Consider the following 26270-nt stretch of genomic DNA (forward strand, 5'->3'; position numbering starts at 1 on the left):
GGGGCAGATCTTTATTTTTCTGTACTTTCCTTCACAAAACATTCAACTTTTTTTATTTTTATTTCTTGAACCGTTTCGTTAGAATCTCCACACTTTTTTTCAAGGTTTGGTATTGAAATATCTAATAAGTGGCATGATGGCCCTCTCGGCCTCACTGCTGGCAGCAGAGGACAGCATCGCGGCGTGGTTCGCCGACGGCAAGGCTTACGGAAACATCCGCTACTACTACATTGAGACGGACAAAGATAACGGTGCGGGCACGACCGCTTCGGCGCACGCCAATACGATCGGCGGCCAGCTCGGCTACGAGACGGTGGAGCTGCATGGTCTGAAGATGGGGGCGACCTTCATGACGACCAACCCTTTCGCGCTTCCCAATGCGGTCGATACGTCCATCATCGGCAAGGACAACGGTGTGCGCGGCGCGGCGGACCCGACCAAGGGCTTTTCCGTCCTGGGAGAGGCCTACCTGAAGTACAGCCGCGGACCGATGACCCTCTGGTACGGTCGTAAAAAGTACAATTCTCCCCTGATCCATACGAAAGAGGTGCGTGAACTGCCCTCAACGGTGCAGGGAGCAATGGCGTCGGCAACCCTGGGCGGTGCGATGCTCAGCGTCGGTTACCTCGACCGTTTCAAGCAGCGCACTTCCAACGACTTCGTGAATATCATCCAGCACGCCCTCGGTGCGGACACCGAGACGGTCACAGGGCACAGCGCCGGCTACGTGGCACCGGTCAGCATCGTCTACAGCGGGCATGGTGCCAAGCTCGAAGCGTATAACTACTGCAGCCCCGATTTTATGAATGCACTCTATGCCGGTGCCGGTTACACGCATGCGCTCGGCGAGAGCGGTGCCATGCTGGAAGTCGGCGTGCAATACATCAACCAGCAGAGCATCGGGAATGCCGACGACAATCTCGAAAGCAATACGTCGATTACCGGCGGGAAACAGCTTAACAGCAACGCGTTCGGCCTCAAGGCATCCGTCTCCCACCACGAAGGGAGCTTCTTTGCCGCCTACACGAAGGTGCTGCGCAGTAAAAGTGACCATGACTCGCTCGTGCTCCCCTGGGACGGTACGCCGCTCTTTACGAACATGATCACCTCCAACGACCTCTTCCAGTCGCTCTACGGGCAGGCATTCCAGGCCGACAGCGCCTATATCGGCGGGACCCAGGGGATCAAACTCGCCTATACGCAGGGATTTGACTTTACGGGTATTCCCGGAGTCAAAGCAACCGTGAGCTGGGCGCAGTTCAGCAATGACCGCCCCGGCTATGACAAGGACCAGCAGGATATCAACGCCGTGCTGGGCTACAAGCGCGGTGCTTTTTCACTGGCACTCAAGGGGATCTGGGTCAGCAACAATACCGGGGCATCAAAAGACGGCAGCGTCAGTCAGCTTGACAGCCTTACCCAATACCGTGTGATCGCGAACTACACTTTCTGACGTCATCATAAAAAGGAGAAGAAATGACATTCAAAACAGTAACACAATCACTGATGGCAGCGGCACTGCTCGCCACGGCCTCCGTTGCGGCGGAACATGAATCGAAAGCGCACCACGAAGCGCACTGGGACTACGCAGAGAACGGCCCGGCCCACTGGGAGGAGTTCAGCAAGACCTGCGGCGTCGGCCACCATCAGTCCCCGATCAACATCGTGCCGGGCAAGTCGGTTTCACTGAATCCGCAGTATGTCCTCCACCTGGAGGAGGATATCCACACGACGGCGGACATCATCGACAACGGCCACTCCATCAAGGTCACGCCGAAAGCCGGAGGGACGATCGAGCTGCACGGCGAGAAGTTCCGCCTGCTGCAGTTCCACTTCCACGGCAAGAGTGAACACACCGTCGACGGCAAGCGCTATGACATGGTCGCGCACATGGTGCACCAGAACCCGGAAACGAAGCAACTGGCCGTGGTCGCGGTCTTCTTCACCGAGGGCAAAAACAACCCGATGCTTGACAACATCATCGGCAACGTCGGCCGCGAGGCACGCATCGATCCGCAGGATCTGCTGCCATCCGATACCGCGCATTACTTCCACTACATCGGCTCCCTGACGACGCCGCCGTGTTCGGAAAACGTCCAGTGGTACCTCCTGAAGACGCCGGTCGAGGCCTCCAAAGACCAGATCGAAGCGTTCCGCAAATACTACGTCGACAACGAACGCCCGGTCCAGGAGCTCTTCGACCGCTCCATCGAGGCCAACTAAACCTTATGCACCCCCTGGCGGGGAGGCATCACCCCTTCTTCTAATCTCCGCTTCTGTACAATGGCGCATGCGTATTTTTTACCTGCTGATCTTACCGCTGTTCCTGGCTGCGTCGACCCTGCACCTCGCCACGTCGGCAAATCCCGCGCGCCTCAACCCGATCATTGCGACGGATACGGCCAGCAGCGAGGTCGCCGGGTTTATCTTCAACGGCCTGGTAAAATTCGACAAAGACGGCAAGGAGATCATCGGCGACCTCGCCGAATCCTACCGCTTCGAGGATAACCGGACGGTCGTCTTCAGACTGCGCCGCAATGTGAAGTGGCAGGACGGGGCACCTTTTACTTCCGAAGATGTGCTCTTTACCTACAAGATCATCAATGACCCCTCCGTCGTCTCGCCCTACACCTCGACTTTCCGTATGGTCGAATCGGTGACGGCACCGGATGACTACACGGTTAGGGTTGTCTACAAGCAGCCCTATTTCAAAGCGCTTGAGACCTGGATGATGGGAATCCTCCCCGCGCACCTGCTTAAAGACGACGACAACATTATGAGCAGCGCGTTCAACCTGAACCCCGTGGGTACCGGTCCTTTCCGGCTGGGGAAACTGGAGTTCTCCAAACAGATCGAGCTTGTCGCCAACGACGACTATTTCGAGCACCGCCCGAAGATCGACCGGATCTCCTTTCACGTCATCCCGGACCCGACGACGCGCTTTTTGATGCTCAAGGCGGGGCAGATCGATCTGGGGGCATTGGAGGCGATGCAGTACGAACGGCAGGTCGACGACGCCTTCTTCGAACGCTTCCGCCCCATCGAGATGATCTCGCACACCTATACCTACCTTGGGTTCAACCTACGGCTCGAGAAGTTCAAGGACCCCCGGGTGCGCCGGGCGCTCTCCCTGGCCATCGACCGCCAGGCGATGGTGGACATTCTCTTTATGGGGCACGGCCGGGTCTGCACGGGACCTTTCCTGCCCGGGGGGCCGGCGTACAATCCGGAGGTGCCCATCCCGGAACCGGACCTTGAAGCGGCTAAGGCACTGCTCAAAGCGGCCGGGTACGACGAGGCGCATCCGCTCACCTTCGAGATCGCGACCTCCAACTCCAACTCCATCCGCCCCTATTCGGCGGAGATCATCCAGCATCAGCTCTCCAAGATTGGGGTGAAAGTGACCCTGCGCATCATGGAGTGGCAGGCCTTTTTGAACATGGTCGTCTTCCCGCGGGAGTTTGAAACGGTCCTGCTGGGGTGGGCACTCTCCCTGACTCCAGACCCCTACCTGCTGTGGCACTCCGACAACGACAAGCCCGGGGCCTTCAACTTTATCGGCTACCGCAATAAAGCGGTGGATGCCCTGATCGAGCGGATGCAGACGACGGTGGACCGGACGGAGCTCTCGCGGATCTGGCAGGAGCTGTTCAAGCGGATCACGGATGACGACCCCTACCTCTTTCTCTACATCCCCGACGACATCACGGTGGTCAATCACAATATCCGTCCGATCGAGCCGGCGCTGGAGGGGATCTGGCATAATTTCATCGATTGGGAAATGGCGCCGGAGTGACGGCGGCGGAGGATGCAATGACGATTCTTTTTGACCTGGACGGGACGCTGATCGATTCGACCGAAGCGATCCTTGAGAGTTTTCACCGTACCTTCGATGTGCTGGGGGGTGAACACCCGACCGATGCCGCGATCAAGGCCCTGATCGGGCATACCCTGGATGACATGTACCTGCGTGTCGGGACCGCTCCCGAAGCGGTAGAGATGTATGTACGGACCTACAAAGAGCACTACCGCCGCATCTCGACGCTCAAAACGGTGCTGCTGCCGCAGGCACGCGAAGCGATTGAAGCGGCTTCCGCCGTCGCCCGGCTGGGGATCGTTACGACGAAGACCGGGCTCTACTCCCGGGAACTGATGGAGCATTTCGGGGTGATGGACGCCTTTGAGGTGCTGATCGGGCGGGAGGACGTGACCCACGCCAAACCCCACCCCGAACCGGTGCTGACCGCCCTGGAACGTATGGGGGCGGACCCGGAGCGCAGCTGGCTCATCGGGGACACCCGTCTGGATGCGGAAGCGGCACGCCGGGCCGGAATAGGCTGCATCGGCGTTTTAAGCGGGTATGATAACGAGGAGCAATTACGCTCATTAACCCCATTTATAGAAAAAGATGCCCTCGAAGCGGTCCGATCCATCGTAAACAAGGGGAGAAACGTAACGTTTTAACACCCTTTTTTTCTCCTCAAAATTGGAAAGCTGTATTTAAGAGCAACTGGTTTAGAATACCCGATATCTGAGAATAGTCATCATAAGTTAGTAGTATTGTGCATATACTGTTCTTAAATTTACCCGAGGAGAAACCATGCTCGAAATCAGATGGCACAGCCGTGCGGGACAAGGTGCTGTAACCGGCGCCAAAGGACTGGCGGATGTTGTTTCCACGACCGGAAAGCATGTACAGGCCTTCGCCTTTTATGGCTCAGCCAAGCGCGGAGCGGCAATGACTGCCTACAACCGTGTTGACGACCATGAAATTCTTAATCATGAAAAATATATGAATCCCGATTTCGTCTTCGTGATCGACCCGGCATTGGTCTATACGACGGACGTGACAATCAACGACAAGCCGGAAACGGTCTACATCATTACGACCCACATGAGCACGGACGAACTGGTGGCATCCCAGCCGAAGCTCGAGGGTAAAAAAGTCTACACCGTCGACTGTATCAAGATTGCGCAGGAGACGATCGGCCGTGCCATTCCGAACACGCCGATGCTCGGTGCTTTCATGAAGATTTCCGGCATGTATGACATCGAGTTTTTCAAAGACAGTATGAAGCGCATCCTTGCGAAACTGCCGCCGAAGATCGTCGATGCGAACATGGACGCTATCCAGCGTGCCTACGATGAAGTGAAATAAGGAGAGCAGATGAATAACGGATGGAACGACTTTGAAATCGGCGCAATGCTGCGCTCGTTCGACGGCGCGGTCAATGACGTCGCCACGACGCTTCAGGAAGATCGCCCGTACTCCAAATCGAACTCCTTTACCGCGAGTGTCGCGGACTGGCGTATCGAAAAGCCGATCTTTAACAAGGACTACTGTATCGACTGTCAGTTCTGTTGGATCTACTGCCCGGACATCTCCATCATTTCCCGGGACAAGAAGATGGTCGGCGTCGACTATGATCACTGCAAAGGCTGCGGTATCTGTGTCGAGGTATGCCCGACGAACCCGAAATCCCTGCTGATGTTTGCTGAGCAGGAAGATGAAGACAAAGCACTTGCCGGCTGGCCGGAAAAAGAGAAGAAGGAGAACTAATGGCAGATAAAATGGAACTGCGCGACGTTGAAGTCTGGGACGGTAATATGGCTGCCAGCCAGGCGCTGCGCCAGGTGCAGATCGACGTCGTGGCGGCGTACCCGATCACCCCTTCCACCCCGATTGTTGAAAACTACGGGAACTACCTCGCGAACGGCTATGTTGATGGTGAGTTCATCATGGTCGAATCCGAGCATGCGGCGATGTCCGGCTGTATCGGTGCGTCCGCCGCGGGCGGCCGTGTTGCTACGGCAACCTCTTCCCAGGGCTTTGCCCTGATGGTCGAAACCCTGTACCAGGCATCCGGTATGCGTCTGCCGATCGTCCTCAACGTTGTCAACCGTGCCCTTGCTGCACCGCTGAACGTTAACGGTGACCACTCCGATATGTACCTCGGTCGCGACAGCGGCTGGATCCAGCTTGACGCCTACAACCCGCAGCAGGCGTATGACCTCAACTTCATCGCTTTCCGTGTAGCTGAGGACCATGAAGTCCGCCTGCCGTGTATGGTCCACCAGGACGGCTTCCTGACGTCGCATACAGCCCAGGGTGTCAAAACCCTCGATGACGACACTGCCTATAACTTCGTCGGTGATTTCAAACCGATGAACGACATGCTCGACCTCGACCACCCGGTCACCCACGGTGTCCAGACGGAAGAGGATTGGCACTTTGAACACAAAGCGCGCCAGCACAACGACCTGATGTCCAAGGTACTCCCGAAGATCCAGGCGGCATTTGATGCCTTCGAAAAACTGACGGGCCGCAAATACAACATCGTCGAGACCTACAACATGGAAGATGCGGAAGTCGCCGTCGTCTGCATGGGTACGTCTGTCGAAACAGCCGTAGAAGTCTCCAACGAGCTGTGCGCCGACGGCAAGAAAGTCGGTGTGATCGGTATCCGCGTTCTGCGCCCATGGCCGCACGATCAGATCGCAGAAGTCCTCAAAGGCGTCAAAGCGATCGGTGCCCTCGACCGCTCTTCACCGAACGGTACCTTCGGGATGCTGTACAACGAACTGGCCGGTACGGTCATCAACAGCGGTGAAGCGAAAGTCCTGACGAACTACGTCTACGGTCTCGGCGGCCGTGACCTCACCAAAGTCCACCTGCGTGAAATCTACGCGGAACTGCTTGCCAACGCGGAAGCCGGAAAACCGACAACACCGCTGCAGCAGCTGATCGGGGTCCGCGGACCGAAGATCAGCTTCCACTAAGGAGAAGAGTAATGAGCGAAATTAAAAAGATTAAAAACCTCAAAGAATTTTCAACGTCGGCGGACCGTTTTGAAGGGGCAAACCTCCTTTGCCCGGGGTGTGCGCACTCCATCATCGTCCGTGAAGTCCTCAATGCGACCAACGACGACCTGATCCTCTCCGCATCCACAGGATGTCTGGAAGTCTGTACGGCGGTCTACCCGTATACGTCCTGGGATGCTTCCTGGATCCACATCGGTTTCGAAAACGGCTCCACCGCCGTTGCCGGTGCCGAAGCGATGTACAAAGCCCTCAAGCGCAAAGGCCGCCTGAAGCAGCCGGACCGCGAGCCGAAGTTCGTCTCCTTCGCCGGTGACGGTGCCTCTTACGACATCGGTTTCCAGTGGATCTCCGGCTGTTTCGAGCGCGGGCATAACATCATGCACGTCGTTCTGGACAACGAAGTCTACGCCAACACCGGTGGTCAGCGCTCCTCGTCTACGCCGATCGGCGGCAGCACGACGACTTCCCCTGCGGGCCGCGTCAGCTACGGTGAAAAGCAGCACAAGAAAGATATGCTCTCCATTATGGCGGCACACGGTGCACCTTACGTTGCGCAGGTCGCGCCGAACAAGTGGAAAGATATGGTCAAGAAGATCCAGCACGGCTTCTCCGTCGATGGTCCGGTCTTCATCAACGCCATGTCCGCCTGTACGACAGAGTGGAAGTTCCTCCCGGAAGATACGATCGCGGTTTCCGACTTGGCGACGGACTCCCTTGTCTTCCCGCTCTACGAGATCATCGACGGCCGCAAGCTGAACATCACCTACCGTCCGAAGAACGTCATTCCTGTCAAGGACTACCTCGGTGCACAGGGGCGCTTTAAGCACCTCTTCAAGCCGGAGAACAAGCACGTTCTCGACGAGTGGCAAGCACGCGTCGACCGCGACTGGGAGTACCTCCAGCGCCGCGAAGAGGCCGGTGTCTAAAAGACACGGCTTCGCCCCTCATTAACCCTATCCGTTAAAGCCCCCTTCAATACACAAACGCTACCATTTGAGAAATTTTCATCCGATCAAAAAGGATTAGATATGCCTCTGCTTGACAGTTTTACGGTTGATCATACCATCATGCCGGCCCCGGCGGTTCGCAAGGCCAAGGGGATGAAAACGCCCTGCGGTGACGCCATTACGGTCTTTGATCTTCGCTTCTGCAAACCCAACGAAGAGATCATGCCTGAACGCGGTATCCATACGCTTGAACACCTCTTTGCCGGCTTTATGCGTGACCACCTTAACGGCAACAATGTAGAGATCATCGACGTCTCCCCGATGGGGTGCCGGACCGGTTTTTACATGAGCGTGATCGGGACACCGGACGAGGCGCGTGTGGCCGATGCCTGGAAAGCGTCGATGAACGATGTGCTGGGTGTCGAGCAGCAAGAAGACATCCCCGAACTGAACCTTTACCAGTGCGGGACCTGCAAGATGCACTCGCTGGACGAAGCCAAGACGATCGCATCGAGTGTGCTTGAAAGAGGGATCGGTGTCATGGATAATGAGGCCCTGGCGCTCGACCTCTCCAAGGTCGAAAAGGCGGTCTGCTGATGAAGCTGCTGGTACCGATGGACAGCGAGGATACCCAGGAGGGTGTCCTTGTTCCGATCGCCGAGGTCAAGACCTGGGGACTGATCGACATCGAAGAGGGGCAGGTAGTCGAGGTCCGTTTTTTCGCGGACAAAGAAGCCGCCCTCGAGGAGTGGCCTGATGCCATCATCGTCACAGGAGATTATGAACCGGTGATGGAGTTCATCGAACAGCAGATGATGGTGCTCGTGGCGCATATGCAGCGCTCCATCGACGACATTGTCGAAGCCTTCCTCTTCAAAGAGCTGCACGAACTGGCGTTTTGACGCCGGTTTTCTTTCAAAAAAGCTGAATCAAGTATCAATATTCCCTTATTTTTCTTAACAAACTAAAAACTGTATAATTACACCCAATTATACATGGCTCTCTCGTGGCGGTGCAGGTTCGCACCTCCGGGATGGCCCGTCAAAAGGGTTTATATGGCTTTTTCCAAAGAGAAACGCAAAGGGACGATCAGCGGCATCATCTTTGTCGCGATTGTTGCCGCCGCTGCTACCTATATCGCGGCGCTGGCCCCGGTAGCGAAGCTGGGGATCTCTCCCCTGGTCGTCGGTATCGTGATCGGTATCTTCTATGCGAATACGCTGCATAACCACTTTCCCGAAGCGTGGGAGAGCGGGATCGTCTTTTCCGGTAAAAAGATCCTCCGTTTTGCCATCGTCTTTTACGGTTTCCGTATTACTTTCCAGCAGATCGCCGAGGTCGGAATCGAAGGGTTTATGGTCTCGCTGATCATGCTGGGTTCGACGTTCATCCTCGGGACATGGCTCGGGAGCAAGATCTTCGGTCTGGACCGTGACACGGCGATGCTGACGGCATCCGGTGCATCGGTCTGCGGTGCGGCCGCGGTCCTGGCGACGGAGCCGGTCCTCAAAGCCGAAGAGCATAAAGCGGCGATCGCCGTCTCCATGGTCGTCCTGTTCGGTACGATCGCTATGTTCCTCTACCCGGCACTTTACAGCGCCGGGGTTTTTGATATGACACCGCGCGAGTTCGGTATCTACGTCGGCGGAACGATCCACGAGGTTGCCCAGGTGGTTGCCGTCGGCGGTGCGTACGGTCCCGAAGCGAGCGATGCGGCCGTCATCGTCAAGATGACCCGTGTCATCATGATCGCCCCGATGCTGATCCTGCTGGGGATCTACCTCTCCTACGCGGCGAAGAAAAGCGGCGGCGAAGGCGGTGTCATCAAGCTGGTCATCCCATGGTTTGCCGTCTATTTCGTCGGGATGGCCGGTGTCAACTCCCTGATCCACGGTTACGTCCACGGCGATGCAAGCGAAGCGGTCGCGGCGCTGATCACTTCGACGATCGCCTATGTCAATGAGATCGACACCTTCCTGCTTACCATGGCCATGACGGCGCTTGGGATGGGAACACGTTTCGCGAAGTTCAAGGGCCTCGGCCTCAAGCCGATCTACGCCGCCGGTGCCATGTTCGTCTGGCTCGTTGTCGGCGGGTACTTCATCACCAAAGCGGTCGTCGCTACCTTTTAACTGCCTTTCTGCTTTTAGAAAGAACCGCTTTGTGTGAAGCGGTTCCTCCCCTCTTCGTTATAGCTCACTCTACTCTATGATTTGCATTGTCTTTTACGCACAACTATAGGTGAGCACCCTATTGAATACGAACAATAAAACAGCGGCAGACGAAAGAAAATAGATGATGGCCGATGTTGTGCTGTTGGACGGGGCCTTCCAGAAGGGTCAGCGCCCGGAAGAGTTGAGAGATGCCGGCAACGTGATACAGTAGTGTGCCCGCGACTTACAGGCATCTTTCGAGGGAAAGCTGATCTGGAGCAAGGGCTATTCGGCGTCCGAAGCACGTGACGTATCAAGCCGTGCTGTTTTGGTCTCCTGGAAGAGTCCATTGAGTGTTGAAAGCAGCTGCATCGGGTCGACCTGGATGCCTTGCAGCATGACGGCAAAATGCAGATGGGGACCGGTGACGCGGCCGGTGCTGCCGCTGAGACCGACCTGCTCGCCTTTTATGACCCTGTCACCGACCTTGACGTCGATGCGGCTGAGGTGGTAGTAGCAGCTGTAAAGGCCCTCACCGTGGTCGACGAGCACAGAGTTCCCGGCATAATAGCGCTCCTTGGCAAGCACGACGACGCCGTCGTTGACGGCATCGACAGGGGTGCCGGGCTTGGCCCGGAAATCGGTGCCGGAATGAAAGCTCTTGAGGCTGCCGTTGAAGAGCCGTGCCGTGCCGAAAACACTGGTGATGTTGCTCTCCATCGGGAGGGCGAAAGGGGTGGACCAGTAACGCTGTGGCGTAGCGCGTCTGTAGATCGCCATCGCTTCACGGTACTCCTTCGAGACACGCTTTTGCTGCTCGGGGTCCGGTTTGACCTTGGAGGGCTGCACATGAAGGGTTTCGGAGGGGTAGCCGCCGTCGACGATAGTGAAAGGGATCACCTCGTCCCCCGCCGGGCTCAGACGGTGCAACTGCTTTGTTCCCGGGGCGGTACGGTAGCCGACGGGGATAAGCGCAATACGTTGCTCCGGGTCGGCAGGATGTTGCAGCAGCGGGAGCTCTTTGCCCTGATAAAAGAGCCTCGCCTCGTCGTCGGCCCCGAGGTTGATCAGGGCGGTCTGGCCGTTGGCGATCTCTGTGGCAGCTGCAGGCAGCAGCGCGCATAACAGCAGCAGGGCCGAAAGACGTAACCGCATGGAGTCTCCTTTGTAGGGATAGCTTTTAACAGTATAGGCAGTTTCAGGTAAAGCACCCTTTTAACGACAAGGGTAACCGGGAGCTTCAGAGAGGTCTCTGGCCGGGGATTCGTCTGCATAAGGGCATGGCCTATAGGATGAAAATATTTATTCTATACTTGATTAATAAAGTATATTTACTTGTGTATTGCCTTTTTTCTTTGATATCATCGCTCCAAATATTGAAGAAGGTCCGCAACAAGATGGACCTGTCAAGGAGACATTATGGCTGCTGCATGCCCCGTGGCACTGATAAAAATTGATGAGAACCTGGTAAGACTTCAGGCATTGCTTGTGGTAATGGCGGCCGCTGCTTTTGTGTGGAGCGGCTCGTTCTGGCTGCTCGCGCTGCTGGTCTATGATTTCGCGGTACGCGTCCTGGGCGCACCGAAGGGGAGCCTCTTTTTCCTGACAAGCCGGGCGATCATTGACCGGCTGCCCGTCTCGGCGAAGCCGGTGGATGCGGGACCGAAAAAGTTTGCGGCGAAGATCGGATTGCTCTTTGTTATCACCGCTCTGCTGCTCGCGCTGGGCGGTTACCCCGCGGCCGCGGCGTGGCTGATGGCTGTCATGGGACTGTTTGCGTTGCTGGAGGCCGCCTGCGGCTTTTGTGTGGGGTGTAAATTCTATACGCTCTGTCTGCCGCTGTTTACGCGGCGCTAGGAGCGGTTACCAGTAGCGGACGCGGCCGCTGTCGACGTGGACGAAGTGGGATTCCGGGTAGTAGCCGACCCCGCCGGTTTTTTCGCTGACGGCGGCTTTACGGAGCATGGACAGTTCCGTGCGGGGCAGATTGATGTCAATGGCCTGGCCGAGCATGTGAAGGCTCTTTTTCGCGACGCCGGAGGTGTTGTTGTGCAGCATGGCGTTCGTCTTCGGCGAGCGGTAGCCCGAAATGATATGGAAGGCCTCTTTGCTGTCGAGTTTGGTGCGGATGGCATAGAGCAGGTCAAGGAGTTCGGTATCCATCGCCGTTTCCGTACCGGTACGGTGGTCACGCAGTATCTTGTTGATATCGGCGAGAGACTCCGGGATAAAACGGCCTTCGGCCCAGAAGGTGGTTTTGAGACTTTCGCCCGTATGAATATTGTAAAAAGAGAGGGTTTTCTCATACGCGTCGGCCGTGCTGCCGAACAGTGTGTTCGGAAGGGCGGCTGCCAGGGCTGCCGCCCCGCCCAGTTTCAAAAACGCTCTGCGATCCATTGCCTGTTCAAACGCCATCCGAATCCCCCTGTTTCTTATTATTTATGTATATTATTATACCAAAACGAAACTCGGTGGTGATATATTAGTCAATATGACTCAGTACTTTTTAAGATATTGACTCAGCTTTCGGTCATACCGGTAGATGTCGTTGTAGAAATAGACCACACCCTCTTCGTCAACGCGCACGGTCTGGTAGGTGATGTAGACGGGAACGGGAGTGGCGAGGCGGACCCAGCGGTTCTCGCCCGTCAGCAGTTGGGTCAGGAGCGTTTTATAGGTGATATCCGGGTCATTGAGGGAGAGAAGGTAGTGCGCCAGCTCCATGGGTTTTCTGACACGGATGCAGCCGGAGCTGTGGGTGCCGTTGCCGTTTTTGAAAAGTGACTGCGACGGCGTATCGTGGATATAGATGTCGTAGGGGTTTTGAAAGAGGAACTTGACATAGCCCAGCGGGTTCTTTGCGCCGGGGTCTTCACGGAAGGTATAGTGCTTGGTGTCGCTTTCGCGCCAGCGCATCCAGTCAATGCTCCGGGGGTCGATGGGATGGCTCTCATCGGTGTCGTCGGCGGCAAACAGTTTGATGTGTTTTGCGGCAAGGTAGTGGGGGTCGGCCTGAAGTTTCGGAATGAGGTCTTCGTTGAGGATCGTCTCCGGTACGCGCCAGTAGGGGTTGAGAACGATGTAGCGCATTATGGAGGCGAAGGTCGGGGTCTCGCGCTCGCGGCGTCCAACGATGGCCTGCATCTCGAGCAGAGGCTTGTCGTCCTGTATCACTTCCAGGGTGAAACCGGGAATGTTGACGATGATATAGGGTCCGCCGTTGTGGGGCGGAAGCCATTTCCACCGCTCCATGTTGAGGCGGATCTTCTTTATCAGCGTGGAGGGCGACTGCGCCATTTTCGCCGAAGTGACCGGCCCGACAATCCCGTCGTCCGTGATGCCGTGGCGCCGCTGGAAACGTTTGACGGCACTGCGCAGCCGCTCCGTCTCCTCCGCCTCGTCCTCGGAAGGGGGATCGACCAGGTCGCCGCTCATAGAGAGACGGCGGTAGACATTGGTGTCGTCGGCGTAGTCTGCGGCATGGGTACTCCAGCCTCCCGCGTCGGCTATCCGACGGTATTCGGCGAGGGCTGTGCGCAGCCGCTGGTAGCCGATATGGTTGGGTGCGGTGGAGAGCAGGACATCCAAGACAGCACCCTGGGCGACGCGCTCCGTCAGGAGGGCGGCCGGTTCAAGAAGCGTATTGTCGTATTCGTGGGTCGCATTCAGATCCGCACCGTAGGCATGGCCGTAATGCAGGTCGTGTCCGAGGGCGTAGAATGCGTCGGTGAGGATCAGGTCCAGTCGTGCAAGCTGCAGCGTTGTGTTTTCGTCGCGCTCCTGCATCATGGAGTCGATCTGGATCAGATGATAGGCGGGCGTATGGGGGTCGAGTCCTTCGTCCGCGATGCCGTCGATCGTCCGCCGAAGCATCTCCGCCCCGGGCAGGAGCTCACCATCACGGCTCCAGAAGGGCGCAAAGCCGCGTGTAACATAGAAACGTTTCACTGCGGCCGCTACGGCAGGCATCGTTGTGGCGGCGGTAACGTTCTCATCCGCAGCGCTCCGGATCAGTGCGGCGACGGGGCCGGCAGCGACCGGTACGGATACGGGTTGCGTGCTGTTGGCTTCCGCTGGGCTTTCAAGGGCAACAACCTGTGTACCGATGAGCAGCCACGCTGTCAGAACAGTGCTCACGATCTGATGAAAAGTAGGGTGGTTCACTTTTGCTGTCTTTCGATCGGGGATATACCCCTATTGTATCCAGATTTATCCAAAGGGGAACAGCGGTTGGGGCTCAGCTACGGCGGCGGTAACTGAGGGCCTCCAGAAGATGGACGGCGGCAATCTCGGGACTGCCTTCGATGTCGGCGATGGTCCGGGCGACCCGCTGGATCTTCTTGATGGCACGGAAGGAGAGTGCGAAGCGCTGCACGGCCTGGGAGAGTACGGCGTCGCTATCGGCATCCAGGCGGCAGTAGGTGTTGATACCGGCGTCGTCGAGACGACCGTTGAGGGCTTGCTGCCCGCGTGCGCGCTGCAGGGCATGGACACGCAGCACGGTGTCGTGCATGGCTTCCGAGGAGAGCGAAGGTCTGTCCTCTGCCCGGACCGGCTGCATCTGTACATAGAGGTCGATGCGGTCGAGGAAGGGGTCGGAGAGCCTGGAGCGGTAGCGCCGGATCTCAAGGTCGGTGCAGCGGCACTCCAGGGCGTCGTTCAGCAGGTTGCCGCAGGGACAGGGGTTCATGGCGGAAATGAAGAGGAAATCCGTGGGGTACTCCACTTTTGAATGAACCCGCGAGATGCGGATGCGTCTGTCCTCCAGGGGTTCGCGCAGGGCCTCGAGCACCTGCTTGGAGAAGTGGGGGAGCTCATCAAAGAAGAGGATGCCGTTGTGGGCCAGCCCCACTTCTCCGATCTGTGCCCTGTGGCTGCCGCCGCCGAAAATGGAGGCGGAGGTGCCGCTGTGGTGCGGCGCCCGGAAAGGGCGCAGCGGCGCGAAGTGGGGTTCTTTACCCTCGAGAACGTCGAGTTTGGCGATGTCAAGGAGCTCGCTGTCCGTCATGGGCGGCAAAATGTGGCGCAGCCGCTTGGCGATCATAGACTTGCCGGAGCCGGGGCTGCCTTCGAGGAGGAGGTTGTGCATGCCGCAGGCACTGATGAGCGCGGCGCGTTTTGCGACCTCCTGGCCGCGGATCTCCCCGAAGTCCACGGGGTACTGTTTCTGGTAATAGTAGCGGATCTCCCCGAGCGTCTGGTGGGGAAAGGGGATGGGTTTCGGTGCCGCCGGCTGGACCTCTGAGTGCTCCTCCTCTTTGAAAAAGCCGATAGCGTCTTTTAACGTTGCGGCACCGACAAAGGTGATCCCGGGGATGTTGGAGAGTTTGTCGAGGGCTTCCAGCGGTACCAGGGCGTTGCGCAGCAGGCCACGGTTGGCCAGGGAGAGGATGAGGGGATAGAGGAGGAGGTTCTCCTTGATGCTGCCGTCTAGCCCCAGCTCTCCGAAGGCGTACCACTCGGGAAAGTCACGTTCGGAACTGTCAAGGGCGATCAGGAGGGCCATGGCCAGGTCGAACTGGCTGCCGCGTTTCTCGATATCGCTGGGGCTGAGGTTTATGGTGATGCGTTTGGGAGGAAAGGTGAAGTTGTTTGCGAGCAGGGCACTTTTGACCCGTTCCCGTGCTTCGGAAATGGATGAAGAGGCCAGCCCCACGACGGTGAAGGAGGGAAGACCGCGTGTCAGCGTGGACTCGACAGTGACCGGAAGTGCATCGATGCCTTCGAGGGTGGCACATTTGAGCTGTTTCATGACATTACTCCCATAGGTCGGGTTAATCATAGCCATATACAATTTATAAAAACATTAAATGTTTATATATGTTCCAATATTCTGGAGACTTTTGGCTTGTGCGAAGGTTGTTACATTATTGGTCCTGAGGCTATTCATATGATGATGGATTATGATATTTATAATACATTAAGATGTATCTGTAAATAATTGAACCATATAAGGAATAAAATATTTGTTCCTGTGTTATTTGGATGGCTATGCTGTTGCACTGTATAGACAGATAGGGGGAACTGAAAATGAAAAACGCAATGCGATACCTGCTTATGCTTTTGGGCACACTTCTGCTTTTGAGCGGTTGTGGCGGCGGCGGTTCCGGCGGCGATGATACCGATCCGGCATCGGGAAGCGACTGGGACCAGATGGAGTGGGACAAAGGCCAGTGGCAATAGGTTTTTATAGAGTATATATGCGAAAAAGGAGTTGAGATGAAAACGAAAATGATCAGTGTGGCAGCCGCACTTATAATGGCAGCGGGTACGGTGGCTGCGGCAGATTTTGTAACCCTTCCGTACACCTTCGATGCCAATACGACGGCGAGAGCGGCGGAAGTCAATGCAAACTTCAGCGCAATTGCGGCCGGGGCTAATGCGAACAATGGGCTCTTCGTCGAACTGAACGCATCAAAACAGAACCGTGTGACCGGTGCATGCGGTGCGGGTATGGTCATGGAATCAATCAATGCCGACGGCAGCGTTGTCTGCAAGGCCGATATCGATACGGACAGCGATACAACGTATACAGCGGGCACGGGCCTGACGCTTGCGGGCACGACATTTTCCATCAATACCGCGCAGACACAGGCCAGGGTATATGGATATTGTAGTACAGGGTATTCGATCCGTGTCATCAACTCCAACGGCTCTGTTACGTGCGAAAAGGATGATGTCGGAACGGGGGATATTACGAGTGTAACAGCTGGCAGCGGCCTGAGCGGCGGGGGAATATCCGGAGATGTGACGCTTAAGCGTGCCGACGGGTATGTCTCTGTTCATAATTCGCAGCTTGTCGTTGATAATAAATACTCACTTTTGAATTACGGTATAACGTACGCATTCTTGGAAACGGGCTCTGCGAGTACAGCCATTGCTTATGCCAACGTAAACCTCCCTGATGGGGCGACTGTTACAAGTCTCGAGTGTACGCTGTACAATGATGACCCTGCCGTAACATCTGATCCCCATGTGACGCTTTACAGGGTAGTAGGGGCTGGAGCCTATACAATGGCGGATGTGACAGCAACCGGTGACAGCCCATCCTTACAGACGGTGACGGATACGACCATCGCATATCCGGTCGTTATCAACTCCTCTAGTAGTTATGTGATTACCTATGTCCCTAATAGTGGTGATACCTCGGGCTCACTCAAACGGTTTTACGCGTGTCGGGTGGGGTATGGCTTTTAACGAGACAGAACGATGATACGCCGTCAAATACTCGGGATCGTTTTGATGTTTGGTATGTCCGCTGCCTTTTACACTCTGTTGTCAGGAGAGAGAGAGGGCGGCACTTTTCAACAGCCGGACACAACCGGTATGGGGTTCTTCGCAGAATCTGTCGATTATGATGTTGTCGAAGTGTTAGAAAAATCCATACCGCTATTTACTTTGACTGCTGTTATGCGGGAGGAAAACGGGGAGGCGCGTGCTTTGATAGGGGTGATACCTACCCCTGCACGATGGTGCGTTGTCGGAGACAGCATCATTGACGGCTTCCGCATTCATGCGATTGAGATGGACAAAGTAACGCTTGTCAGCGATGCCAACGCCTATTACGAGATTATGCTTGGGGAGGGTGCCGAACCTGAACCGGCCGGGATGGAATACACGGCGGCTGATACGGCTGAAGCGATTCCCGAAGAGGCCGTGGACCTGGGAGGGGGGCGCTACATTATCTATGGCCCCGACGTGTCGGCGGATACCGGGGATATTCCGGAGGTGCTGCAGCCCGTTGAACCGGAACCCGACCAGATTGTCAAATACGGTCCTGTAGTTTCAGCGGATGTGGAAGACGAAGCGGAACTGCTCGCCGCAGCGCTGCCAGATCCGGACCAGAGGGTCGAATACGGTCCGGATGTCAGCGGGGATCTGCCTGACATTCAGTAACAGGTAAGGGTGTCTTGCTGACTCAGAAGCGGGAGTGACACCATCCGGAGAGGATCTTATCGCTAACTGCTTTTCTTCTCTTTCTGGAGACGCTTGTACTCTTTTTCGAACTTCTTGCGACGGGTATAGGTAAGTTTTTCGATAAAGAGCTTGCCGGCGAGGTGGTCCATCTCGTGCTGGACGGCGACGCTGAGCAGGCCGTCGGCTTCGAGGACCTGCTCGTTGCCGTGGCGGTCTTGGTAACTGACGGTGACGGTCTCGAAGCGTTCAACATCCTCGTAGAAGCCCGGCACGCTGAGGCACCCCTCCTGGTAGAAGGTGGTGCCGTCACTGAGCACGATCTGCGGGTTGATGATCTCGAGCAGTTCCGACTTGTCCTGTTCGCCCTGTTCGTCTGGGAGGTTGATGATGAGGACCTGCAGGGGGTTCGCCACCTGGATGGCCGCGAGGCCGATCCCGTTGGAAGCGATCATCGTGTCGTACATGTCGTCCAGGAAGGTGTGGAGGGCTTCGTCGAAGCACTCCACGGGCTTGGATACCTGTTTGAGACGTTTGTCCGGGTAGGTGACGATCGGAAGCTGCATGCGCCTTATTTCTTCGCGTTTTTGACGAGCACTTCGTCGATGATGCCGTAGGTTTTGGCCTCTTCGGCGCTCATGAAGAAGTCGCGGTCGGTATCTTTCTCGACCTTTTTCAGGCTCTGGCCGGTGTTCTTGGAGAGAATACCGTTGAGCTCCTTTTTCATGCGCAGGATCTCATTGGCCTGGATCTCGATATCGGTCGCCTGTCCCTGGGCACCGCCGAGGGGCTGGTGGATCATGATGCGCGCGTGCGGCAGGGCGAAACGCTTGCCCTGGGCACCGGAGCTGAGGAGGAAGGAGCCCATGGAGGCTGCCTGACCGATACAGATCGTCGCGACGTCGGGGCGGATGTAGTTCATCGTATCGAAGATCGCCATGCCGGAAGTGACGACTCCGCCCGGGGAGTTGATGTAGAAGTAGATGTCTTTATCCGGATCCTCCGCTTCGAGGAAGAGCATCTGTGCAACGATGGTCGAAGCGACGGCGTCATTGACCTCGCCGCTGAGCATGATGATGCGGTCTTTGAGGAGGCGGGAGTAGATGTCGTAAGAGCGTTCGCCCCGCGCACTTTTTTCAATGACGTACGGAATATAGCTCATGGGTTACTCTTCGGTCGTCGCCGTCTTGGCGTTGAGGAGGCCGCTGAGCACTTTGTCTTCGACCATCGCCATCTGGATCGCCGGCAGGTAGCCGCTGTCTCTGTAGTGGTCGTAGGTCGCCTGCGGGTCCTGACCTGTCTGCATCGCTTCGAAGTAGATCGTCTGCATGACTTCCTGCTCGTTGACGTTGATGCCTTCGGCCTTGGCCAGGGCATCGATGATGAACGTCGCTTTCACGGAGCGTGTCGCATCGTCGCGGAAGGTTTCGCGGAGCTCTTTGACCTTCTCCTGGTCATCACGCAGGGCTGCAAGCTCCTCTTCGCTCATTTCGCGCGCTTTGTTGTTCAGCGCCATATCCATCTCCTGCTCGACGACAAACTCCGGCAGGTCGAAGTTGTACGCGGCGACGAAAGCTTCGAGGAGCTCCGGCTTGAGCTTTTCATTGAAGAGCTTGCCGCGCTCTTCGTTCTCGATCTGCTTCTGGACCTGCTCTTTAACCATATCCATTGTCGGCTCTTCTTCGCCCGGCAGCAGCTGCTTGGCCAGTTTCGCATCCATGCGGACTTTCTCTTTGGTCTGGATCTTGTGCAGTTTCACTTTGAACTGTGCCGGTTTGCCGGCGAGTTTTTCGCTGCCGTAGCTTTCCGGGAAGGTGACGTCGATCATCTTTTCGTCACCCGCTTTCATGCCGATGACCTGCTCTTCGAAGCCCGGGATGAACTGGCCGCTTCCGATGGTGAGCGGGAACTCTTCGGCTTTGCCGCCCTCGAACGCTTCACCGTCGACGAACCCTTCGAAGTCGATGACGGCCGTGTCACCGTCTTCGACCGCGCGGTCCTCTTCGACGTCAACGAACGGCGCCTGTGCTTTGGCGATCTCCTGGATACGGTCCGTGACCGCTTTGGCAGTGATCTTCGGTGCTTTGTATTCGGGGACGTGGGCTGCATAGTCACCGAGGTCGAACTCGGGGCGCATGGCGACTTTGATCGTCATTTCGATCGTGCCGTCCTCTTTCTTGTCGAACTTGGAGAACTGCGGTTCGCCGATCAGGGCATCGGCTGCGATCTTGAGGGCATCCAGACCCGCATTGAGGGCTTCGCGGACAGCCTGGCTTTCTGCGTCCTGCTGGAGGCGCTCACCATACTGCTTTTTGACAGCGGAGACGGGGACTTTTCCTTTACGGAAACCCGGGATGTTTGCTTGCTTGCTCAGCTCTTTGGCCATGGTGTCGAAATGCTTCTCCAGGTCACTTCCGGTGACCGTCGCGCTGATTTCGGCATTGGCTGCGTTGATTTTGTTGGTGCTCATTTCCATGATGATCTCTTACCTTTTTCTTCTGGTTCTTCCGGCTCAGCCCGTGCGGCAATACGGAGAAAAATTTCGCAATTCTACCTTAATTACGTTAACACCACTCTTAGAATCCTGCGCTACCAACTTCTTAAGCTTTTTTAAGTATTAAAATTGATTAAGGGAGCTCTAACGACAGATGATCTAATATCTCGTCAACCAAAGAGAACAAAATTTGTCTTTTTTAAAATTGTTATCAAAATAACATGTGAATTGAGGAAGAGCGATGCAAGTATATATGGACAACAATGCGACGACCATGGTAGACCCGGCGGTCGTCGAAGCAATGCTTCCATTTTTCAGCGAGCAGTACGGGAACCCGAACTCGCTGCATAAATTCGGCACTGCGTCCCATCCGGCGATTGCGAAGGCGATCGATCAGGTCTACACTGCGATCAACGCATCGGACAATGACGATATCGTCTTTACGTCCTGCGCGACCGAATCGAACAACTGGGTACTGAAATCCGTCTGGGTCGACAAGATCCTGAATGGCGATAAGAACCATATTATTACGACTGAAGTGGAGCACCCCTCCGTGCTCTCCACCTGTAAGTTCCTGGAAGAGCAGGGCGTCAACGTGACCTACCTGCCGGTCAACGAGCAGGGCGTCGTCGATGCCCAGATGCTGCGCAGTTTCATTACGGAAAAGACGGCGCTCGTCTCCGTCATGTGGGCGAACAACGAGACGGGGATGATCTTTCCGGTCCAGGAGATCGGTGCGATCTGTAAAGAGAAGGGCGTGCTCTTCCATACCGACGGCGTTCAGGCGGTCGGCAAGATCCCCGTTGATGTGCAGGCGATGCATGTCGACTTTATGTCCATGTCCGCGCACAAGTTCCACGGCCCGAAAGGGATCGGGGCACTCTATATCAAAGACGGACAGGAACTCTCCCCGCTGCTTAACGGCGGCGAACACATGGGCGGCCGCCGTTCAGGTACCCTGAACGTCCCTTACATTATCGGGATGGGCAAAGCCCTGGAGATGGCGACGGTGAACATCGAAGAGAAGATGACCTCCATCCGCGCCAAGCGCGACCGTCTCGAAGATGCGCTGCTGAAGCTCATTCCGGACACCTTTACCGTCGGGGAGCGCGACCACCGTACCCCGAACACGATCCTCATCTCCATCCGCGGGGTCGAGGGTGAAGGGATGCTGTGGGACCTCAACAACGCGGCGATCGGCGCCTCCACCGGTTCGGCGTGTGCCTCCGAGGACCTCGAAGCCAACACGGTTATGCTCGCGATCGGCGCGGACCACGAACTGGCCCACACCGGTATCCGCCTGAGCCTGAGCCGCTACACGACGGACGAAGAGGTCGATTACGTGATCGATCATTTCAAAACGGCTGTCGAGCGTCTGCGCTCGATCTCCAGCTCATACGCCAAAGTCAAACCGACGCCCGGCGGTGAAGCCACTGCGTGCGAAATGCACTGAGAATTAGAGAGAGAAGGAAACCATTATGGCAAAGAATGATCTGTTTGGCGCATCCCTGTGGGATGAGTACTCCAACAAGGTAACGACACTGATGAACAACCCCCAGCACCAGGGGGAGATCACGGAAGAGGAAGCGACTGCGAACGGCAACAAGCTGATCGTCGCGGACTTCGGCGCGGAGAGCTGCGGTGACGCCGTACGCCTCTACTGGGAAGTGAACCCGGAGACCGACATTATCGAGAACTCCAAGTTCAAGAGCTTCGGCTGCGGGACGGCGATCGCCAGTTCCGACATGATGACGCAGCTCTGTCTGGGCAAGACGGTCGACGAAGCAGTCAAGATCACCAACATCGACGTTGAAATGGCGCTGCGCGATACGCCGGACGTGCCGGCCGTTCCGCCGCAGAAGATGCACTGTTCGGTCATGGCCTATGATGTTATCAAGAAAGCGGCCGGACTCTACAAGGGTGTTGACGCAGAGAGCTTCGAAGAGGAGATCATCGTCTGTGAATGTGCCCGCGTGAGCCTCTCAACCCTGAAAGAGGTCATCAAGCTCAATGACCTCCAGTCCGTCGAGCAGGTCACCGACTATACGAAAGCGGGCGGCTTCTGTAAAAGCTGTATCAAGCCGGGCGGCCACGAAGCACGTGAATACTACCTCGTCGACATCCTGGCCGACGTCCGCCGCGAGATGGACGAAGAAAAGATGAAAGCGGCGGCCGAAGCCGGTATCGGCGGCGACTTCGAAGCGATGACCCTGGTCCAGAAGATCAAGGCGATCGACGCGGTCGTCGACGACAACATCCGCCAGTTCCTCATTATGGACGGCGGGAATATGGAAGTCATCGACGTCAAGGACGGCGAAGAGTACATTGACGTCTATATCCGCTACCTGGGCGCCTGTTCCGGCTGTGCGAGCTCCAGCACGGGCACGCTCTATGCCATCGAAGCGGCGCTCAAAGAGAAGCTCTCCGACAAGATCCGCGTTCTGCCGATCTGATGCGAAGGGGGACTTCCCCTCCGCTACACCCTCCCGCTAACCGTTTCCCCGTTTTTTTATTGATGCCTGTTGCTTAAATGCCGACTTTTTCTGTACAATGCCGCCTTTCAAACGTTCACAAGGAGATAATAATGTTCAAAAACATACTGGCACTGATCGGTGCAGTGACACTGGTCGCGGTGATCGGCGCGTTCGCCCTGTTCGGCGGGAAAGTGCAGCAACTTGACGGCGGAGCGCTTCCGGCGTATATGAAGATGTTCGGCAACATCCTGGAAAACGGTGACGCGGCGCGGGCCATGATGAAAGAGTGGAAGATCAGCGATGAGGTCACGAACGACGACGCGGCGGAACTGATCAAGGCGCTGGCCGAAGAGTACAATATGCGCATTACCGGCGACGTCAAGATGTACACGAAAGATGACGCAACGGCTGACGAGATCAAGCATGCGCGTATCTTCTCACTGTGCAGCCTCCCGATTGCGAAAGTGTTCCTGAACTACTCACGCTGGTACGGCGGCTTTATGCCGTGCCGCATCATGCTCGTCGAGTACGGCAGCGGCGAACGCTTCCTCGTGGCAATGGACATGACGCTGGCGATCCACGGCGGTCACCCGCTCCCGGACGATATGCTGAAGATGGCCCTCTCCGTCAAAAAAGCGATGGAAGAGATCCCCGAACGTGTTGCGAAAGGCGACTTCTAATCCCTTTTTGTTCAGGCCGGCTCCGGTCTGAACGTTCTTTTTTTTACCCCGGATAGTCTACAATCCGGTATGCATTTTATTCTCTATATCCATATTCTTTCCGCGACGGCATGGATCGGCGGATCGCTGCTGCTCTTTGCACTGGGCGTTTTGCTGCGCGACAAAGCGGCCCAGCGGCAGACCTATGAACACCTGGGCCCCATCTACGGCTGGTTCGAGGTCTTCTGGCTGGTGTCGCTCTGGGTGACGGGGACGCTGCTCTACCTGCACCACGGGTTTCACGAGGTCTTCAAATACGCCTACGACTCGGAGCTGTCGCAGATGATGCACCATAAGGTCTATCTGGTCGTCGTTCTGACAATATTAACGTTTGTTCACCTTGTGGTCGCCTTCAAAACCCATATGATCAGCCGGACGAAGTGGCAGCAGTTTCTCTCGCGGGGAAGTTCGCTGGGGATCTTCTTCCTGAACCTGGTCATTCTCTGGTACGCGATCGGGGTAAGGAGCATGCTGTAGCCGATGGAAGCGCGGAGGGAAAAGCAGTCGGAGCAATGGATGAAAGCGGGACGTGATGGTTTACCGGATTGACCGAAAAGATCTCTGGGATCTGAGGTTTCTCGAGAAGATCTACCGGGATATGCACCACTATTATTACTGGAGCGACGATTTTTCCGAGGCGATGTACCTTGCGCTTGCCAATGCCGGTTTCATCAGCGTGTCGCTGGAGTATGGCGGCAGGCAGCTTCTGCTGGGGGAGATCCAGCGGGAGTACGCGCTGCTGCGTTTCGATGAGATGCATGTCAGCAAGAAGGTGGCGAAACTGCTGCGAAAAGGGAACTTCCGGCTGGCGTTCAACACTGCCTTCGACGACGTGATCCGCGGGATTCAGGCGTCACATGAGGCGTGCTGGATGGTCGGGAAATACGAGGCGCTCATGCGGCGCCTGAACGCGAACAGCAGCGAGGCTTTCAGGCTTTTCAGCGTGGAGCTGTTCGACGAGGAGACGGGCACCCTTGTGGCCGGTGAGATCGGGTACATTACGGCCAACAACGTCTATACCAGTCTCTCGGGGTTTCACAGCCCCGAGAAGCGCTACGCCAGCTGGGGGACGCTGCAGATGGTCCTGCTGGGCAGGCACCTGCAAAACGCCGGCCTGCGCTTTTGGAACCTGGGACACCCCCATATGAAGTACAAGAGCGCGCTGGGCGCTGTGGTCGTCCCGCGCCGCACTTTTTTGAAGCTCTGGTATCCGCACCGGTTCGGTTCGCTCGTCCCCTAGGTGACGGGGTGGCGATAGGGGCGCGCTGTTAGAGGTTCTTGTCGAACCAGTTGGCGACTTCGGAGCGGATGGTGTGGCGCAGCTGGATGCCGGCGAGGAAGTCGCTGTGCTGGGCTTTGTTGAGCATGGTCACCAGGGCGTTACGGCGCTTGGAGAGGAAGGGGTGGTCGATCTGGTGCGGGTCGCCCATCAGTACGAGGCGGGTCTCGTCGCCCATCCGGGTCCCGATCAGCTTCATGGTGGCGTTGGTCATGTTCTGCGCCTCGTCGATGATGACGAACTTGCGCGAGATCGTCGTCCCCCGCATATGGGCGATGTCCATCACCTCGATGTTGTACTTGGCCATGAAGAGCTCCGTCGCATTCTCGCGCTTGGTGGAGTTCGTGTTGCCGGTGAACTCCACCTGTGATTCGATGGAGTGCTTGTTCTGGTGCTCGATGGTGTAGTTGATGGCGGAGTAGAGCGGATACATGAAGTAGCCCAGTTTCTCGTGCTCATCGCCTTTGCGGAAGCCCAGTTCCGCCTGCGGATCGGAGGCGGTGACGGTGTTGCGGGCGTAGACGATCCCCTCGACGATCCCCTCTTTGACCATTTCCAGCCCTGCCTGCAGCGCCATCAGGGTCTTGCCCGACCCGGTGGAACCGGCGACGACGGTCAGGTGGTTCTGGGGATGGGTGAGGATGGTGTAGTAGAACTTCTGTTCCAGGTTGATGGGGCGGATCAGCGTCTCGTCGAAGTACTCCCCGAACCGTTTGTCGAAGTCGCACCACTCCAGGTGGCCGTTGTAGATAAGGGCGTAGCGCTGCAGCCCGGTTTCGTAGATCTCGTTATGCCCCTCACTGGTCGCTTCCTGGATAAAGCTGAACTGCTCGAAGTTTCGGAAATCAGCCTCCGTCCCCAGTTCGGGCTCGTCATGGTAGGTGACGGTGTGGGCGAACTCGATGGCGTCGGGGCGTTCGACGCTGGCATTTTTCAGGCTCTGTGCCTCGATCCCCTGCACTTCGGCTGCGATTTTGAACGAGATGTCGTTGGTGACGAGCTTGAGATGGTAGTCCGCGGCGATCTCGGCGATCTTGGCGTCGTTGAAGCCCTTGGGTTCGGAGTAGGATTTGGCGACCCGGTACTCTTCGCGGTAGATGATCAGCAGTTCGACGTTCGTTTCGCCGCCCGCTTCGGGGTTGAGGTCCGGCGCAAAAGGGAGGGTGAGCCGGTAGTAGCAGTCGCTGTTGTTGGGGGCCGTTTCGCGGGAGCGGCGCAGCGGTTCGGGGAGCTCGTCGAAGCGCAGGGTCTGCCCGACCTCGTAGTCGGCGAGCCGGAAGAACTCCCGGGCACGGAACCCGGCATCCGAGCGCATGTCGTCTTTTTTGTTGTTGAGCTCGGCAAGCACCGTATTGGTGATCGCAACGATGTTTCGATTGTTTTCGGAAATGCGGAGGATATTGGCCGGATCGTCGAGGATCACCGAGGTATCGAGGAGGTAGTATTTTTGCGTGGGACTCATGGAAAG

At 56.7% G+C, this 26270-nt stretch carries 28 protein-coding genes; 20 read left to right on the top strand and 8 right to left on the bottom strand.

What is annotated here, in order from left to right; all coding sequences use genetic code 11:
- The first annotated feature begins 112 nt into the window (after positions 1-112).
- The 11 genes from ACXWTF_RS01295 to ACXWTF_RS01345 all read left to right on the top strand — a co-directional run bounded on the left by ACXWTF_RS01295 (position 113) and on the right by ACXWTF_RS01345 (position 9901).
- The gene (locus ACXWTF_RS01295) at positions 113-1453 is read left to right on the top strand and encodes an OprD family outer membrane porin (RefSeq protein ID WP_461713234.1); all 1341 of its coding nucleotides are present in this window, start codon (positions 113-115) and stop codon (positions 1451-1453) included.
- A gap of 23 nt (positions 1454-1476) precedes the next feature.
- Positions 1477-2223 (top strand): carbonic anhydrase, encoded by a 747-nt coding sequence (locus tag ACXWTF_RS01300; protein WP_461713235.1) that lies wholly within the window; start codon positions 1477-1479, stop codon positions 2221-2223.
- 67 nt (positions 2224-2290) lie between these two features.
- Entirely contained in the window at positions 2291-3796 is a 1506-nt protein-coding gene (locus ACXWTF_RS01305) for a peptide-binding protein (RefSeq protein ID WP_461713236.1), read from the top strand.
- 17 nt (positions 3797-3813) lie between these two features.
- Positions 3814-4464 carry an HAD family hydrolase gene (locus ACXWTF_RS01310; protein WP_461713237.1) on the top strand — a complete coding sequence of 217 codons (651 nt, stop codon included), beginning with the start codon at positions 3814-3816 and terminating at the stop codon, positions 4462-4464.
- A 136-nt stretch (positions 4465-4600) separates the two neighbouring features.
- Entirely contained in the window at positions 4601-5158 is a 558-nt protein-coding gene (locus ACXWTF_RS01315) for a pyruvate flavodoxin oxidoreductase subunit gamma (protein WP_345985722.1), read from the top strand.
- Between the two features lie 9 nt (positions 5159-5167).
- Positions 5168-5560, top strand: a complete 393-nt coding sequence (locus ACXWTF_RS01320) for a 4Fe-4S dicluster-binding protein (RefSeq protein WP_231019748.1) — start codon at positions 5168-5170, stop codon at positions 5558-5560.
- The gene (locus ACXWTF_RS01325; protein WP_461713238.1) at positions 5560-6780 is read left to right on the top strand and encodes a 2-oxoacid:ferredoxin oxidoreductase subunit alpha; all 1221 of its coding nucleotides are present in this window, start codon (positions 5560-5562) and stop codon (positions 6778-6780) included. The genes ACXWTF_RS01320 and ACXWTF_RS01325 overlap by 1 nt, the downstream gene beginning before the upstream one ends.
- Positions 6781-6791: 11 nt before the next feature.
- Positions 6792-7748: a thiamine pyrophosphate-dependent enzyme gene (locus ACXWTF_RS01330; protein WP_461713239.1), complete on the top strand. Its 957-nt coding sequence runs from the start codon at positions 6792-6794 to the stop codon at positions 7746-7748.
- A gap of 102 nt (positions 7749-7850) precedes the next feature.
- The gene (gene luxS, locus ACXWTF_RS01335; protein WP_461713240.1) at positions 7851-8366 is read left to right on the top strand and encodes an S-ribosylhomocysteine lyase; all 516 of its coding nucleotides are present in this window, start codon (positions 7851-7853) and stop codon (positions 8364-8366) included.
- Entirely contained in the window at positions 8366-8671 is a 306-nt protein-coding gene (locus ACXWTF_RS01340; protein WP_461713241.1) for a hypothetical protein, read from the top strand. The genes luxS and ACXWTF_RS01340 overlap by 1 nt, the downstream gene beginning before the upstream one ends.
- 153 nt (positions 8672-8824) lie before the next feature.
- Positions 8825-9901 (top strand): YeiH family protein, encoded by a 1077-nt coding sequence (locus tag ACXWTF_RS01345; protein WP_461713242.1) that lies wholly within the window; start codon positions 8825-8827, stop codon positions 9899-9901.
- Positions 9902-10207: 306 nt separating this feature from the next.
- Here ACXWTF_RS01345 and pgp3 read toward each other — a convergent pair whose 3' ends face one another.
- Positions 10208-11077 (bottom strand): peptidoglycan metallopeptidase Pgp3, encoded by an 870-nt coding sequence (gene pgp3, locus ACXWTF_RS01350; RefSeq protein WP_461713243.1) that lies wholly within the window; start codon positions 11075-11077, stop codon positions 10208-10210.
- A gap of 264 nt (positions 11078-11341) precedes the next feature.
- Between pgp3 and ACXWTF_RS01355 the strand changes: the two genes are divergently transcribed.
- Positions 11342-11779, top strand: a complete 438-nt coding sequence (locus ACXWTF_RS01355) for a DUF4395 domain-containing protein (protein ID WP_461713244.1) — start codon at positions 11342-11344, stop codon at positions 11777-11779.
- Between the two features lie 6 nt (positions 11780-11785).
- On the opposite strand, the gene ACXWTF_RS01360 is transcribed toward ACXWTF_RS01355, so the two are convergent.
- From ACXWTF_RS01360 to ACXWTF_RS01370, 3 genes are all read right to left on the bottom strand, one after another.
- Positions 11786-12337: a DUF882 domain-containing protein gene (locus ACXWTF_RS01360; RefSeq protein ID WP_461713245.1), complete on the bottom strand. Its 552-nt coding sequence runs from the start codon at positions 12335-12337 to the stop codon at positions 11786-11788.
- Positions 12338-12418: 81 nt separating this feature from the next.
- Positions 12419-14059, bottom strand: a complete 1641-nt coding sequence (locus ACXWTF_RS01365; protein ID WP_461713246.1) for a L,D-transpeptidase family protein — start codon at positions 14057-14059, stop codon at positions 12419-12421.
- Positions 14060-14159: 100 nt separating this feature from the next.
- On the bottom strand, positions 14160-15710 hold the full coding sequence (locus tag ACXWTF_RS01370) for a YifB family Mg chelatase-like AAA ATPase (protein ID WP_461713247.1): 1551 nt from the start codon (positions 15708-15710) through the stop codon (positions 14160-14162).
- Between the two features lie 254 nt (positions 15711-15964).
- Between ACXWTF_RS01370 and ACXWTF_RS01375 the strand changes: the two genes are divergently transcribed.
- The 3 genes from ACXWTF_RS01375 (at position 15965) to ACXWTF_RS01385 (ending at position 17818) form a co-directional block, all read left to right on the top strand.
- Entirely contained in the window at positions 15965-16105 is a 141-nt protein-coding gene (locus ACXWTF_RS01375) for a hypothetical protein (protein WP_461713248.1), read from the top strand.
- A 36-nt stretch (positions 16106-16141) separates the two neighbouring features.
- Complete coding sequence (locus ACXWTF_RS01380) at positions 16142-17119, top strand: hypothetical protein (protein WP_461713249.1); 978 nt, start codon at positions 16142-16144, stop codon at positions 17117-17119.
- Between the two features lie 327 nt (positions 17120-17446).
- On the top strand, positions 17447-17818 hold the full coding sequence (locus ACXWTF_RS01385; RefSeq protein ID WP_461713250.1) for a hypothetical protein: 372 nt from the start codon (positions 17447-17449) through the stop codon (positions 17816-17818).
- A gap of 62 nt (positions 17819-17880) precedes the next feature.
- Here the strand turns inward: ACXWTF_RS01385 and def are convergent, their stop codons facing one another.
- The 3 genes from def to tig are packed head-to-tail and all read right to left on the bottom strand — an operon-like array spanning position 17881 to position 20312.
- Positions 17881-18402 (bottom strand): peptide deformylase, encoded by a 522-nt coding sequence (gene def, locus ACXWTF_RS01390; protein ID WP_461713251.1) that lies wholly within the window; start codon positions 18400-18402, stop codon positions 17881-17883.
- A gap of 5 nt (positions 18403-18407) precedes the next feature.
- Complete coding sequence (gene clpP / locus ACXWTF_RS01395; protein ID WP_461713252.1) at positions 18408-18998, bottom strand: ATP-dependent Clp endopeptidase proteolytic subunit ClpP; 591 nt, start codon at positions 18996-18998, stop codon at positions 18408-18410.
- A gap of 3 nt (positions 18999-19001) precedes the next feature.
- Positions 19002-20312 (bottom strand): trigger factor, encoded by a 1311-nt coding sequence (gene tig / locus ACXWTF_RS01400; RefSeq protein WP_461713253.1) that lies wholly within the window; start codon positions 20310-20312, stop codon positions 19002-19004.
- A gap of 259 nt (positions 20313-20571) precedes the next feature.
- Here tig and ACXWTF_RS01405 point away from each other — a divergent pair, with 259 nt between their 5' ends.
- From ACXWTF_RS01405 to ACXWTF_RS01425, 5 genes are all read left to right on the top strand, one after another.
- Positions 20572-21783, top strand: a complete 1212-nt coding sequence (locus tag ACXWTF_RS01405) for a NifS family cysteine desulfurase (protein WP_461713254.1) — start codon at positions 20572-20574, stop codon at positions 21781-21783.
- A 25-nt stretch (positions 21784-21808) separates the two neighbouring features.
- The gene (locus ACXWTF_RS01410) at positions 21809-22783 is read left to right on the top strand and encodes an iron-sulfur cluster assembly scaffold protein (RefSeq protein ID WP_461713255.1); all 975 of its coding nucleotides are present in this window, start codon (positions 21809-21811) and stop codon (positions 22781-22783) included.
- Between the two features lie 131 nt (positions 22784-22914).
- Positions 22915-23484 carry a DUF302 domain-containing protein gene (locus tag ACXWTF_RS01415; RefSeq protein WP_461713256.1) on the top strand — a complete coding sequence of 190 codons (570 nt, stop codon included), beginning with the start codon at positions 22915-22917 and terminating at the stop codon, positions 23482-23484.
- A gap of 69 nt (positions 23485-23553) precedes the next feature.
- Positions 23554-24000, top strand: coding sequence for a hypothetical protein (locus ACXWTF_RS01420; RefSeq protein ID WP_461713257.1), 447 nt, complete (start codon positions 23554-23556; stop codon positions 23998-24000).
- A 55-nt stretch (positions 24001-24055) separates the two neighbouring features.
- Positions 24056-24763: a GNAT family N-acetyltransferase gene (locus tag ACXWTF_RS01425; protein WP_461713258.1), complete on the top strand. Its 708-nt coding sequence runs from the start codon at positions 24056-24058 to the stop codon at positions 24761-24763.
- A 28-nt stretch (positions 24764-24791) separates the two neighbouring features.
- On the opposite strand, the gene ACXWTF_RS01430 is transcribed toward ACXWTF_RS01425, so the two are convergent.
- Entirely contained in the window at positions 24792-26264 is a 1473-nt protein-coding gene (locus ACXWTF_RS01430) for a PhoH family protein (RefSeq protein ID WP_461713259.1), read from the bottom strand.
- Positions 26265-26270: the final 6 nt, after the last annotated feature.

Source organism: Thiomicrolovo sp. ZZH C-3 (genome assembly GCF_054862725.1).